Here is a 14,864-nt window from a genome sequence, read left to right as displayed (position 1 = left end):
GATACCCATCAATTTACAAAATAGAAATGCATTAGTGTGTGGCGCCAGTAAAGGTATTGGAAAAGCTTGTGCCATTCGATTGGCTCAGGCAGGAGCTTCGGTTTGTATTCTTTCCAGAAATGCCGTTTTACTTGAAGAGTTGTTGCACCAACTTCCAAGGTCACATAATCAAAACCATCATGTAGTCGTAGCAAATATGGAAGATCCACAGGATCTTGAAAAAAAAATACACCATGTGGTATTAAATTTTCCAATACACATCCTAATAAATAATACCGGTGGCCCACCAGCGGGTCCAGCACATACTGCAACTGCTGAGGCCTTTGAATCTGCATTTAAACAACATCTAATCGCAAATCAATTGATTACTTCGCAATTGATTCCCGGCATGAAAGAAGCAGCATATGGGCGTATTATAAATATTATCTCCACTTCTGTAAAACAACCCATTGACAATTTAGGTGTTTCAAATACGATTCGTGGGGCAGTAGCCAATTGGGCAAAAACCCTTGCAAACGAATTGGCAGCATTCAACATTACAGTAAATAATATTTTACCGGGAGCGACTCGCACCGAACGATTGGAAAGCATCATTGAAAAAGAACAGTTACTTCATCAGAAATCACAACAAGAAATTGAACAACAACTTGTAGCTGCCATCCCAATGAAGCGATTTGCAGAACCGGAAGAAATTGCAAATGCAGTTGCATTTTTAGCAAGCCCGCTTGCAGCTTACATAACCGGGATCAACGTACCCGTTGATGGTGGACGAACCAAAAGTTTGTAAATTTGTTTCATGGTGCATGCCTTGGTTTCGCGCAGAGGAAAGGAGGCTGCGTAAGAAAAATGATTTGATGATAAAATGGTTTGCCCAGATGCAAAATGACTCTATGATTTAAAATCAAGAAAATTTTAATTGAGCGCATTGATTTTGATTTGAAATTTTCGCCTCAATAATAAAGATTGGAACAGATTGTAGGTATTTAATTAAAACGATGGAACAAATTATACGCCCACATGCAGAGCAAGCTTTTGCTCATGAATTGGAGGCTCTCAAAAAATTTGATAAAAAAGATAAGCCAGCTAGTTGGCAATTATCTCCCTGGGCTGTATTGAATTATATCCTGGGAACCCGTCTTGAAGATGGGACTGTAATTACCCCTAAATACATAGGAGATAAAAAAATAGTTGAGATTGCAATTGCATCTCTATTATCTGACAGAGCTTTATTATTGATCGGGATTCCAGGGACCGCAAAATCTTGGTTGTCTGAACATCTTGCAGCTGCGATTTCCAATGACTCAACTTTGCTTGTACAAGGGACCTCAGGAACTGGAGAGGATAGCTTACGGTATGGTTGGAATTATGCTCACTTGATTGCGCATGGGCCCAGTAAACAAGCCCTCGTTGCAGGACCAGTAATGAAAGCAATGTTGAATGGTAAATTAGTACGTATCGAAGAGCTCACGCGAATTCCAACAGAAATTCAAGATGCCCTGATCACTATCTTATCTGAAAAAATAATTCCCATTGCAGAATTGAACGAAGAGGTTCAGGCGATACAAGGTTTCAATGTAATTGCTACCGCAAATGATCGGGATAAAGGAATTTATCCTTTATCGTCTGCTTTGCAACGTCGTTTTAATACCCTGGTAATGCCTTTACCCGATTCCATTGAAGATGAAGTTCGTATTGTCCATGATCGCGTGCAACAACTCGGACAACAAATGAATATTCCAATGGAACAACTTAAAGATTCATTGACTAAGAAACTGGTACTTATTTTCAGGGAACTTCGGGAAGGACACAGCATCGATAAAAAGCAAAAGATCAAAGCTTCTCAAGCAGGATTAAGTCCTGCTGAAGCTATTTCTATTTTACATCATGCCCGGATTCATCATCATTATTTCTCTGATAAATCTTTTGGGCCTTCAGATATTGTCCCTGGTCTTTTTCAATCCATCACCCGTCAGGATGATGATGAAAAAACAATTTTACAGGAATACACAGAAACAGTTATAAAAAAACGAACAGAGTTTAAAGATTGGTATGAAGTATTACATACCTATTTCAAAGACAAATAAATTGCAATCCAGTAACCTTGTCTTCAATTAAACTATTTGGCATCAGACATCATGGCGCAGGATCTTCCCGCCGATTGCTTGAAGCATTAAAACAATATCAACCCGATGTACTGGCAATTGAATTGCCTGCAGAATCGAGTCCCCTTATTTCACAAATCCAGCTCCCTGCAGTCAAAGCACCCATTGCATTTTTATATTATAATACGAATCATCCCGATCAATCGATTTATCTTCCACTGGCATCGTTTTCACCCGAATACCAGGCTATACAATTTGCAACGCGCCAACAGATTCCTTGTGTTCCAATCGATTTACCTGCTGGAGTATCCTTAGTTTCCTCAAATTTTAAAAATGATCCCGAGGCTGATTTAACTAAATACCAAAAAAGAATAACACGGGATCCCATAGCATTTCTTGCAAAACAAGCCGGTTATACTGATAGTGAACGTTGGTGGGAAACCCATTTTGAGCAATGGACCGATCATGAAAAACTCTTTGATCTGATTCAGGACTTTATGGCTGAATTAAGACATCAGAGCATTGGATTGGATGATGAGGAAACACTGGTTCGTGAACAATACATGCGTCAGTGTCTTCGAAAATTGTTGAAGAAAAAATACAAACGCATTGCGGTCGTGTGCGGTGCATGGCATGGTCCAGTCCTGACACAGGAATTTATTGAAAAACAAACCAATGATGAACTAAAACAATTACAATCACATCAGATTGCTTGTTGTATCATACCCTGGTCCTATAAAAACATGAGTCTCAACAATGGATACAGTGCAGGAATTGTTTCACCGATATGGCATGAAGCACTTTTTAAAAATCCAAAAATGGCTGCTTCAAATTTTCTGGTTCATGCAATGCATCAAATGCGAAATGAAGGAGCTGAAATGAGTCCGGCTTCAGCAATCGAAGCAGAACGATTGGCGAATATGTTGGCATTGATGCGAGAGATTCCATTTCCCGGTATTGATGAATTATTGGAAAGCTGCCTCACTGTTTTTAATATTGGGAATTCTGAATCTTTAGAATTGCTAAGAGAAAAATTACTTTGTGGAAGTATTCAGGGATCTGTTGATTTAGGGGATGAATCCTTGCCGTTTATACGCATTTTTAAGAGTTTGCTTAAACGACTTCGATTAAATCGTTTTTGGGTGGATGATGGGCCACAGATTTTAGAATTGGATCTAAGAAAAGAAAAGCATCTTGAGATTTCCAGATTTTTAAATTATACACAACTGTTTCATTTGAATTGGGCTCATGAAAAAGCACTTGAAACACAGGCCTTGGGAAATTTTCATGAACATTGGCAGTTTGAATGGAAGGCTGATATGGAAATTACCTTAGTGCGAATTGCCTTATATGGAAACACACTCAAAGAAGCCGCTAGAAAATTTATTGGAATTGAACTTGAAAAAAATATTCCCTGGTTTCGATTAGCAGATTATCTGGTTCATGCACTCAAAGCAGATTTTCCGGAAATACTTCCGCTGCTATCCCATAAGATCGAATCGATAATTATCAGCCATACCGATGTGTTGCAATTAAGCAGTTTGATTCGTCCTTTGCTTTCAGGATTAGAGTATGGTTCCATTCACAAAATGGATACCTTGTTTATTAAAAATGTACTCGACAAATTGTTGCCGAAACTGTTGATTAATTTACCCGATGCAGTAAAATTTATTGACGATGAACGCAGCTTGAAAATGTTGGAAGTCATTCCGGTAATCCAATTGTTTTTTGATAAATTCAAGCAACATGAATATGCAGATCTGTGGAAAGAACAACGGTTGATTATGGTTCACGATGCCTTAACTCATCCCCGATTGCAAGGCAAACTATGGTATATAATGTTGGAAAGACAAGAAATTCCGTGGGATAAATTTATAGATTTCATGAAATTTCAGTTTTCACAATCTTCTGACATTCCAAAATCTGCATTGTGGTTTGAAGGATTTTTACACAATCAGACTGTCTTTTATTTAATGCATCCTGAAATATTAGAATGTCTTGATGATTGGATTCAATCTTTGGATGAATTGCATTTTAATTCCTATCTGCCATTAATGCGACGTGTATTTGAATCTGTTGCAGTCTCAGAAAAAAGGCGTATCCTGAATCAACTCAAACAAAAAACAATTTCTTTAGAATCTGGCGTTGCATTCAAAATAAAACTGGATGCAAAACGACAAAAATTACTAGAAGGTTTATTATCTAAAATATAGAATTGCCCTGCTTATGGAGTATAAGGAATATCTAAACTCCATTTTTCTCTATAAATTAAAGATTTTACAACAGAATAACGCAAACGACCTTTGTTATCATAAAAACTGTAGGTGGTTTTACCCAATGGTTTAACATCCTTCACAGTTACAGGAGTCCCGGGTAAAAATTCAACCCCAGGAAAATGTGTAGGTTCAATCAAAGATGTTTGATCCAGAAATGCAAAGTCTGCATGCGCTTTGATGGTTACTTCGGCCGGATCGCATAGTACATTAAAAATATAGTCATTGGTATTTTTTTTGGTAAAACTTGCAACAAATGTTCCCGGGACTACTTGAGTAGTAGCTTTAATCGTATAATCTCCTGGTTCCAATTTTGCAATCAGAGGATCTGTTTCAGTAGCATAACCAAAATCCTGCCCGTTTACTTCGACGGAAGCAGCCTCCCCAGCTTTAAATTTGCCTTCTATTATCACAAATAAGCTCTTGTGTTCGGTTTTCTCACAAGAAAATGACTGGCTAAAAAGAAAACTGATCAGGATAACCAAGCCTATCCAAAAATTGTTGATGCGCTTCATTTGTTTCATATTACTTATTTATTCAGTTAAATAAAAATACAATTTTAAATTTAAAAACTAAGCTTACTCTTGGACCATCCAACGCAAAGTTCGACTCAATGAATCCGAATTCAGAACAACAAAATAAAGTGTTTTAGGAAATGCTGAAAAATCAAACGGTAACTTTAAATTGAGCTGATCGGATTGAATTGAATATATTGTTTGTCCATATACATTTACAATGCGAATGCTATACGGTCTACGTTCGTTTAATTGTACTAAAATAAGACCCTGTTGATTTACCGGATTTGGAATTAATTCAAATCGATTTATAAAACTACTATTAGTTGTTGCTGTAAGTTCTTTAACATGAAACGGACCAAATTCCTTTTGACAGTTTGTAACATCTGTAAGGGTACAGAAATAATTTCCTGGGGCCAAATCCACAATTGGATTGGTCGCTAAACCATTTGACCAATGATACTGATAAGGTGGATTCCCCCCTTCCAGTTGCAAAGAAATTGCACCGTTAATAGCACCGGAACTACATGGATTGATGTCAGCTTTAATTAAATTAATTTGGCTCGCCTGGTTCACCGTGTAATTTTGAAAAATTTTAGTTCCTTGCTGATCGGAAATTTCTACCCGATAATCTCCAGTAGGAATGTCTATCAGGTCTTTACTCGCTTGTTGATTGCTCCATAGATATGTATAGGGTGGAATTCCCCCTTGTATGGTCAGTTGGATGGATCCATCTTTTCCACCAAAACAACTGACTGGTTTTAGTTCAACATGCACTACTGAAAGACTTGAAGCGATGCCAATCAACAAGTTTTTGCAAATGCTGTCTGAACCACAATCGTTATGCACTGTTAAGCAGACTTCATATGCTCCTTCTGATGGAAAGGTATGCAGCGGTTGTCTTTCGGCGCTGAATGCACTATCTCCAAAAGACCAATTCCAGGTAGTTGGAAATCCAATGGATTGATCGGTAAACAATACGTCTTTAGCTTGAATCGCTTGATCAAATGTCGCTTGAGGAATGTTGCGTTGATGAACGATTCCAGTATCTGAAGCTACACAATAATTCAGTTTGTTTTTTACTTCCAGAATATAATTTCCTGGTAGATCCACTGTAGGGTTTAGTGTATTGATTCCATCAACCAAGTGACCATCTAAAGTTGACCAATAATATTCAAACTCAGATCCATTCGAAGAAGTGATTGCGTTTAATGATATGATGGTATCCAAACAACTTAAATAAGAAGAATCATCCACTGCTGCAAGTGGTTTTATTTTATTTTCAAGTAAGCGGACTGTATCCAGTGAAATGCATTGATTGATCGTATCGTATACGTGAAAAACATATTGTCCGGGTTGTGTGAGGAAAAGCTGTTTATGTATTGCATAAAAAGTACTGTCTTCTACTTTTGACCAATAATATTTTATTGCCTGGTTCCGACTTTCACCTTGAATAGTGGTTTCAAAAAATGCACAATTCAAGCTGGTATCTCCTGCTACTTGTATGTGAGGAAAAATACGTGCATCTATAAGTTGCATTGAATCAATTGCACTGCAAGCATTATTTGTATTGGTAATTTTTAAGAAATACATTCCGGGATTTGCCACTTTTGGTGTAAGTGTTTCTGCACCATCCAGGATGGTTCCGGTAGGGCTACTCCACAAATAATTAAACCAGGCTGCCTGTTCGGAATTGGTTCCGTTTAAGTTTACAAATTTTTTAATACAATCCCAGCTATCGTTTAAACCTGCTTCAGCTTTTGGTTTATGGGTAATATCAACATCTTGCTTAATAATTTCGGTGCAAGCATTTGCATCTGTTACGGTAACAAAATATGCTTTACCCCCAACGAGATTGGTAAATTCGGATTTTGATTGACTGCCATCACCAATATCGAAGGTGTATGGCGGATATCCGCCAAATGCTTTTACTGATATTTTACCATCTTGTTGATCGCAGTTGTCTCGTTGAGATGTAGCTGTTGCAGTTAAATCTGTAGGTTGTGTAAGCGTATAATTACGAACCATGCTACAATTTTTTACATCGGTTACTGTTAAACTATAAGTACCGACTTTTAAATTCAGATTGGCTGCCTGCGATGTATTGTTGGACCATTTATATTGGTAGGGTGGATTACCATAATCCATTTGAACGGTAATACTTCCACTTGCTTCATTATAACACTTGACATGATTGAGATCCAATCCAACTACATCGACTCTTTTTGAGGGACCTTCAATGGTGTAAGGTCCAAAGCTTTTAAAATAGCCATTTCCATCAGTCAGTGTAACTGAATACGTTCCACCCGGCAAATTATTCAGATCTTTAGTTTTAGCACCGTTCGTCCATTTATAAGTAATCGATCCATGTCCACCGGTCACATTTAAATTTATTTTCCCATTATCTCCACAGGTAGAATGTGTAATTACCGGAGTAGCATTCATTGCAAAACTCTTGGTGATCCAATTGAAATAATTGGAATAGGTCCGCTCAATGATTTCCCAAGTACGTTTATCAGGTGAAATAACATAGAGCAATGGATAATAACTATGATAATATTCACTGGCAACAGTAGGACCATTGGTAGCAGATAAATTAGCAATTCGATAAGGCATTCCGGTAACCCAATCTCCCCAAGTATAATCATTGCATCCGGCTGGACCAAATAAACATTCGGTATTGGTTTTCCAATCTGCTTCCAACATGATTGCGGTGGTGCTTGCTCCTAAATTATTGACGACCTGATCCAGGACATGGCTCTCATGAAAATGCCAGCAGAAACCACACCAGGTCGCTTCAAACCCAACACAAGCCGATTTATTATTGCCCATCATGGCATACAAACTGTAGATATTGCCATTAACATCTTCTACATCAAAATCCGGCGCCACCGATCCATTGGGCAATTGTGAATGGACAGGCTGCAAATAAGCCAAAAGGAAAAGCGTGATGAATAAGCGGATCATTTGCAGTGAATTTGAAGTAAATATAATCAATTAAGATCTATTTAGCATAGTGGAAATTTCATGTACTCAAGGGAGAAATAATTAATTACGAATTATTAGGGGTGGATTGGACATTCATTTACTAGCAGATTGCATCGTCCAAAATAACTATATAGGTCAATGAATAATTCCTATGTTGGTTATAAATATATAATTGAGCATTGATAATTGAACATTGAGCGTTGAACATTAAAAATCATGCTTCGAAGGAAAATCTAATACTCAATATTCAATGCTCAATGACTAGTGGAATCATTACTAAATCTGACCGTTTCTTTAAATAAATTGAGCGTTGATAATTGAACATTGAGCGTTGAACATTAAAAATCATGCTTCGAAGGAAAATCTAATGCTCAATATTCAATGCTCAATGAGCAATGACTAATTGATTTCTAACAGAGATCCACAGAAATACACATGTTCCTCCTATCAACTAATTGATTTCACGCAAAGACGCAGAGACGCAAGAAAGCTAAGAAGGCAAAAAACTAAAAAGGTAAAAAAAAACAGCTCCTACTATCAACTAACAACGATCACCTATCAACTAACCACCCTATTCTTCTTCCAGTCCTTCTTCTTCTTCTGGTTTTTCCATCAACCAAAATTGATTAATGGTTTCGCCTTTTAAAATGTGAATGCGTTGAAGATTGACCAACTCGAGGATGCCTAAAAAAACGATGATGGCATGGATGCGGTTTTCACATTCCTCAAACAGGTTTTCAAAATTTACTTTTCCACTGAGATGGATTTTGTGAATGACTTTTTCTTGTTCGTCTACAATTTCAAATTTGTAATTATAGATTTTATGTACTACTGTTTTTGGACCTTCTTCAAAGCGCTGCATGACCTTTTGAAATACTTTCATCAGGTTAAAAAGATTCAGCGTCTCCCATTCCGCATCAACTAAAGCTTTGCTTGCAAGACTTTCAAATTCCTTTTTCATATTTCCACGCGGAACTCGGAAATAACGATCGTCCTCCATCTTGCTCATTTCATCAATCACTTCACGGACCGATTTATATTCCAAAAGTCTTTGGACCAATTCTTTTCTTGGGTCAATTTCCTGGTTGTTTTCATCCAGCTCTTTACGGGGAAGGAGCATTTTTGCTTTAATCCGAATTAAAGTTGCTGCAACCAAAATAAACTCACTGGCCAAATCTAAATTCAGGGACTCAATGTGCCGGACGTAGGCTAAAAAATCTTCGGTGATTTTAGCAATGGGTATATCGTAAATATCAAGTTCATCTCGTTCGATAAAAAATAAAAGCAGGTCAAAGGGACCTTCAAACTGCTGTAACTTAATGGTATACGTATTCATTTTATTCTAAAAAGGAAGGCGAAGTTACGGTAAATGAATTGGGTTTTCGGGGAAAATATGAGGGCTGGCACTTAAAAATTGCGGTTTCTTCCGAAGAAGCTTGTGCTTTTCTGTAAGATGGGTTTTCTTCCTTTACCTTAGCTTTTATGTCAGTAGTAGGTTTGCATTTAATTCCGGTTCCCATTGCCGGAGGAAATTTAAATTCTTTGAGTGAATCCTCCCTGGAAGCAGCCAGATCTTTACGACATTTTGTGGTTGAGCGGGCTAAGACTGCCAGAGCCTATCTTAAATTAATTGAGCACCCAACGCCCATCAATCTCATCGAGATTTTTGAAATTCCTCCAAAAGACGAATCCTTGTTTTATCAAGACATGCTGAATTTGCTTAAAAACGGGACACCTTTGGGGATGGTTTCAGAAGCTGGCATGCCCTGTATCGCCGATCCTGGATTTCTTTTGGTTTCAAAAGCCCATCAGAATGGAATTCCAGTTTTTCCTTATCCGGGACCCAATTCCATATTAATGGCTTTGATGGCCAGTGGATTTAACGGACAAGAATTTCATTTTCATGGCTACCTGCCAGCTAAAAAAGAAGAATTAAGACACAAATTGATTTGGATTTTGAATGAAATCCGTAAATCCCATGCAACGCATATTTTTATGGAGACTCCTTATCGCAACAAACAAATTCTTGAATTGATTCTGACGCACATTCCATCGGATATGAAACTTTGCATTGCATCCAATTTAACCGGTCCGGATCAAGTCATTGAATCCCGTTTAATTAAGAAATGGAATCTTCAAGATCTGGTAAAATATTATGATTCACCAAGTATTTACTTGTTGTCAAAATAAGTTGAGTTTGAAAAATATAGTTTTTGTTTTTTGCCTGTTGGTACAATTCGAATTGTCAGCTCAGGTAAAAGCAGTATTTGAAATTACCAACGAATCCAATAGACTGGATACACCCAAATCCTGGAAACTCGTTTGGCATGATGAGTTTGATGGAAATCAACTGGATGTCAGTAAATGGTTTAGTTATTATCCGTACACTGCCTCCGGATTGGATACCTGCCCTGCCTGCCGGACCCTGGGAGGTGATTTGGTATTAATGGACAGCAACCTGGTGATTTCAAATGGTACTTTAAAAATTATTGGAAAAAAACAGAAGTCCAGTTGGTATGGAAAAGAGTATCCTTACACTTCCGGAAATTTATTTTCAAAACAAGGATTTTTATACGGCCGATTTGAAATTCGTTGCAAATTGCCCTCCGGATACGGGATGTGGCCTGCGTTTTGGACTCTTGGAGAAGGCGTATTGGAAGAAATTGATGTGTTTGAAATTAATGGACGGTATATGAGACAATTTCAAACCAACTACCATCATTGTTATGAAGCACACAACAATTGTCAGGATCCGAAATGGCATTTAAGTCCGGCATTGCATGAAGGGTTTAATGTATTTGCCATTGAATGGGATCCGTTTTTTATCAGATGGTATGTCAATAATAAATTGGTACGGACGCTTGCTGGATATGAATCCAGTTCATCGAATCGAAGGATTAAATCCTACAAATTAAAACCAGGGATTTACAATCAAGTGGAACATTTTCCTAAAACAAAAGCGCGCATCATTGCAGGTTTGGGGATTGATTCCAATAAGCATGGGAAATTATTAAAATCAAAATTGTTTCCAGCTGTGTTTGAAATTGACTATATCCGGATTTATGAAACTCAGGCAAAAGAATAATGCTCTTTGTCTGAATAGCTGTGCACTCCTTGAGGATTCAAAGCTTTAAATTGATAGCCCAACAAACTGTAGTATTCTAAAATTCTGGGCAAGACTTCGTACAATTTTTTCGCTGACTTCAATGAGTCATGAAATACAATGATGGATCCTGGTTGTGTATTTTTAATAACATTACTAAAACAGGCATCTGCACTTAGATTGGGATCAAAGTCTCCACTCAATACATCCCACATTACTATTTGATAATGCCGTTTTAAAAATCTGGTTTGAGAAGGTCGCAATCGCCCATAAGGCGGACGAAATAAATTCGATCCACTGATTTTGGCTCCTTTCTGTACATTATGAAAATACGTAGGATTGTCGGTACACCAACCTGATAAATGGTTGAAGGTATGGTTACCTATGGTGTGGCCTTGCTCTATGATCTGATTAAATATTCCTGGAAACCGTTCGATGTTTTGTCCGACACAAAAAAAGCTGGCTTTGGCATCAAATTCTTCCAATCGATCAAGTACCCAGGGAGTTACATCAGGGATCGGACCATCATCAAATGTAAGGAATAGCTCGGGCCTTTGGCTTTCAACCCGCCACAGAAGCTCTGAAAACATGCTCTGCAAAAATCGAGGTGTAAAACTCAGATACATGGAGATATAAGAATCTACGTGTAAAGATGGCTTTTGGATTTCGGCTTTTTAGGAATATTTTAGTGATTAACAATACCTTATAATCTAAATCCCCTGATTTTAGGTCTTATTTTGAAAAGGACTTTGGATATTTGCAAAACACATTCAACCAATATGCCTAGACCTGTCCGATTACGATTTGCTCCCAGTCCAACCGGACCGCTTCATATTGGCGGAATCCGAACCGCTTTGTACAATTATTTGTTTGCAAAACAACAGGGCGGGACATTTATTCTACGGGTTGAAGACACCGATCAAGGGAGATATGTTGAAGGAGCCGAATCCTATATCATCGAATGCCTTAAATGGGTAGGCTTGATTCCGGATGAAGGTCCGGGTTTTGGAGGTGAATTTGGGCCATACCGCCAATCAGAGCGTAAGGAGCTTTATTGGAAACATGCACAACAGCTCATTGCCTCAGGGAAAGCCTACTTTGCATTTGATACAGAAACCGAATTAAATGAACTCAGAGCATCCAACGGGGGAAATCAAAAATATGATTTTAATACCCGCTCTAAAATGCGAAATTCATTAACGCTATCAGAGGAAGATTGTAAACAGGAACTGGCAAACAATACTCCATATGTCATCCGTTTAAAAGTACCAGCCAATGAAGATGTACTGATTCAGGATCTGGTGAGGGGTTCCGTAAGATTTCATACGGTGGATCTGGATGATAAGGTGCTTATAAAATCAGACGGCATGCCAACCTATCATATGGCCAATGTAGTAGACGATTATTTAATGCAAATCACACACGTAATTCGAGGTGAAGAATGGTTGTCTTCAACAGCACATCACGTGTTGTTGTATCAGTCATTTGGATGGACCGACCGGATGCCTGAATTTGCGCATCTGCCATTGATTTTAAAACCAACGGGTAATGGCAAACTTTCGAAACGGGATGGTGCTCAATTTGGTTTTCCGGTATTTCCCATCGATTGGAAAACAGCTGAAGGCGAAACCTATCAAGGGTTTCGTGAATATGGATTCGAACCAGATGCTTTACTCAATTTTTTAGCCTTTCTAGGTTGGAATGATGGAACGGATAAAGAAATTTTTACGCTTGACGAAATGATTCAAGCATTTTCAATTGATAAGATTGTAAAATCCGGGGCGCGTTTTGATTTTGAAAAAGGCAAATGGTTTAATCAACAATACATGCATCGAATAAGTGATGAAGCATGTGTCCATCGAATTCTTCATGATTATAAAATGCAGGGGCAATCAATATCAATTGACGAAGCGAATACAATTTGTAAATTGTACAAAGACAGGATCCATTTTTTTAAAGATTTTTATGAACAATCCCATCCATTTTTCAAAGAACAACTTGTGTATGATTCACAATTTATACAAAGCAAACTAAAACCGGAATCTTCAAGTATACTTATCAAGGTAATTGGCTTTTTAGAAAATCAAATCAATTGGCAAGCTGAACCGATTGAATCTGAATTGAAGGAATTTATTAAAAACCAACAGATCAAAGCCGGAGAATTATTTCCATTATTGCGGGTATGCATGACCGGAATACCAACCGGACCGGATGTATTTAAAATGATTGCCTTTCAGGGAAAAACTAAATTAATTCAAAAAATAAATTTGTTTATTAAACAAATGCCCATTAATCAAAGCATATGAAATTAAAATTTTGCGGTGCATCCAGGGAAGTTACCGGCTCCTGTCATTTACTTACCTTAGACAATGGGTTTAAAATCTTATTGGATTGTGGAATGTTTCAGGGAAGGCGTGAAGACGATGATACAATCAATGCCACCTGGCCTTTTCAACCAGCAGAAATTGATTTATTGATTTTATCACATGCGCACATAGATCATTGTGGCCGTATTCCAAAACTTGTAAAAGATGGTTTTCGGGGAAACATATATTGTACGCATGCGACACGGGATCTCGCTTCTATCATGTTGATGGATACGGCACATATTCAGGAACGCGATGCCGAGTTTGACAACAAACATCTTGAACGAAAAAAACAACGCAATCCAAATTTCAAGTATACAAAAGTTAAACCCATTTACAATGCCGCCGATGTTGCACAAGCCATGAAACTTTTTGTTTCAGTGTCTTACGACCGCTGGATTGACTTGGTGAAAGGTGTAAAACTTATTTTTACAGATGCAGGTCATATTTTAGGATCTGCCAGCGTAAATCTGGTAATCAATACCGGAGGAGATGAGATGCGACTTGCATTTACCGGAGATATTGGAAGACCCAACCGACCCATATTACGGGATCCTCAGGATATGTGGCCTGCGGATGTCATTATTTCAGAATCTACCTATGGGGATAAATTGCATTTAGAAAAACCAGCAGAAAAAGCACGTTTTTTAGAAATTGTAAATCAAACTTGTTTTCAACGTCGTGGAAAAGTAATCATTCCTGCATTTAGTTTAGGTAGAACCCAAGAGCTGGTTTTTATTTTAGATCAACTGGTTAATGAAGGCAGCTTAGGCAATCTACCGGTTTATGTTGACAGTCCGTTAGCGGTAAATGCTACCGATATCTTTAAAGCACATTCAGAATGTTTTGACGATGAATTGCATCGTTACATTGTAAAAGATCCGGATCCATTTGGATTTAAACGACTGAGTTATATTGTAGATGTTCGCGAATCAAAAAAACTAAACAGCAGTAAAGAACCTGCCATTATTATTTCGGCTGCAGGCATGTTAAATGCAGGTCGTATCCAGCATCACGTGTACAACAACATTGAAAATCCAAACAACACCATTTTATTGGTTGGCTACTGTGCTCCATATACTCCCGGCGGACAATTGCAACGCGGCGCAACTGAAATCAAGTTATTAGGAGATGTCAAACAAGTAAATGCACAAATTGAAATCATGGATTCATTTTCTGCACATGGAGACCAAAAAGAAATGAGTGATTTTCTAAGCAATCAAAACAGTACTTGCAAAAAATTATTTTTGGTACATGGTGAATATGAAACACAACAAGCATATAAAAACTATTTGCATACTAAAGGATTTAATTCCATCGAGATTCCAGAATTAAAACAAGAATTTGTTGTTTAGATTGGAATGATAAAAAATAATTAGCATAAACCTGAAGAAATTGGAATTGGTGATAATACTTTATAGAAAGTTGATCAAACTAAATCATACATCGAAATAAAATTTTATTCCAAATGCTAGACGTAGGCTTAGCCTACGTCTATCCATTATTGACCAATTCAA

The 14,864-nt window shown here is 37.7% G+C and carries 11 protein-coding genes; 7 read left to right on the top strand and 4 right to left on the bottom strand.

Features of this window, described 5'->3' with window-relative positions:
* Position 1: 1 nt before the first annotated feature.
* The 3 genes from IPJ80_08440 (at position 2) to IPJ80_08430 (ending at position 4,315) form a co-directional block, all read left to right on the top strand.
* Entirely contained in the window at positions 2-787 is a 786-nt protein-coding gene (locus tag IPJ80_08440; GenBank protein ID MBK7913515.1) for an SDR family oxidoreductase, read from the top strand.
* A gap of 208 nt (positions 788-995) precedes the next feature.
* Entirely contained in the window at positions 996-2,084 is a 1,089-nt protein-coding gene (locus IPJ80_08435; GenBank protein MBK7913514.1) for an AAA family ATPase, read from the top strand.
* 17 nt (positions 2,085-2,101) lie between these two features.
* Positions 2,102-4,315 carry a hypothetical protein gene (locus tag IPJ80_08430; protein MBK7913513.1) on the top strand — a complete coding sequence of 738 codons (2,214 nt, stop codon included), beginning with the start codon at positions 2,102-2,104 and terminating at the stop codon, positions 4,313-4,315.
* Between the two features lie 11 nt (positions 4,316-4,326).
* Here IPJ80_08430 and IPJ80_08425 read toward each other — a convergent pair whose 3' ends face one another.
* The 3 genes from IPJ80_08425 to IPJ80_08415 all read right to left on the bottom strand — a co-directional run bounded on the left by IPJ80_08425 (position 4,327) and on the right by IPJ80_08415 (position 9,214).
* Positions 4,327-4,899, bottom strand: coding sequence for a hypothetical protein (locus IPJ80_08425; protein ID MBK7913512.1), 573 nt, complete (start codon positions 4,897-4,899; stop codon positions 4,327-4,329).
* 54 nt (positions 4,900-4,953) lie between these two features.
* A complete protein-coding gene (locus IPJ80_08420) occupies positions 4,954-7,857 on the bottom strand; it encodes a T9SS type A sorting domain-containing protein (protein MBK7913511.1) in 2,904 nt (967 codons plus the stop codon).
* Between the two features lie 592 nt (positions 7,858-8,449).
* Positions 8,450-9,214 (bottom strand): segregation/condensation protein A, encoded by a 765-nt coding sequence (locus IPJ80_08415; GenBank protein MBK7913510.1) that lies wholly within the window; start codon positions 9,212-9,214, stop codon positions 8,450-8,452.
* Between the two features lie 146 nt (positions 9,215-9,360).
* On the opposite strand from IPJ80_08415, the gene IPJ80_08410 reads away from it, so the two are divergent.
* Together IPJ80_08410 and IPJ80_08405 are read left to right on the top strand one after the other, a co-directional pair.
* Positions 9,361-10,068 (top strand): SAM-dependent methyltransferase, encoded by a 708-nt coding sequence (locus IPJ80_08410; protein ID MBK7913509.1) that lies wholly within the window; start codon positions 9,361-9,363, stop codon positions 10,066-10,068.
* A complete protein-coding gene (locus tag IPJ80_08405) occupies positions 10,034-10,963 on the top strand; it encodes a glycoside hydrolase family 16 protein (GenBank protein MBK7913508.1) in 930 nt (309 codons plus the stop codon). The genes IPJ80_08410 and IPJ80_08405 overlap by 35 nt, the downstream gene beginning before the upstream one ends.
* Here the strand turns inward: IPJ80_08405 and IPJ80_08400 are convergent.
* Positions 10,948-11,607 (bottom strand): polysaccharide deacetylase family protein, encoded by a 660-nt coding sequence (locus IPJ80_08400; protein ID MBK7913507.1) that lies wholly within the window; start codon positions 11,605-11,607, stop codon positions 10,948-10,950. The two genes, IPJ80_08405 and IPJ80_08400, sit on opposite strands and share 16 nt — an antisense overlap.
* A 153-nt stretch (positions 11,608-11,760) precedes the next feature.
* Between IPJ80_08400 and IPJ80_08395 the strand changes: the two genes are divergently transcribed.
* Together IPJ80_08395 and IPJ80_08390 are read left to right on the top strand one after the other, a co-directional pair.
* The gene (locus tag IPJ80_08395; GenBank protein MBK7913506.1) at positions 11,761-13,287 is read left to right on the top strand and encodes a glutamate--tRNA ligase; all 1,527 of its coding nucleotides are present in this window, start codon (positions 11,761-11,763) and stop codon (positions 13,285-13,287) included.
* Entirely contained in the window at positions 13,284-14,702 is a 1,419-nt protein-coding gene (locus IPJ80_08390; protein MBK7913505.1) for an MBL fold metallo-hydrolase, read from the top strand. Before IPJ80_08395 ends, IPJ80_08390 begins: the two co-directional genes overlap by 4 nt.
* Positions 14,703-14,864 lie beyond the last annotated feature (162 nt).

The organism is Saprospiraceae bacterium, from assembly GCA_016714025.1.
In the GTDB taxonomy this organism is placed as follows: Bacteria; Bacteroidota; Bacteroidia; order Chitinophagales; family Saprospiraceae; genus Vicinibacter.
This window is presented reverse-complemented; position numbering and strand designations above follow the sequence as displayed.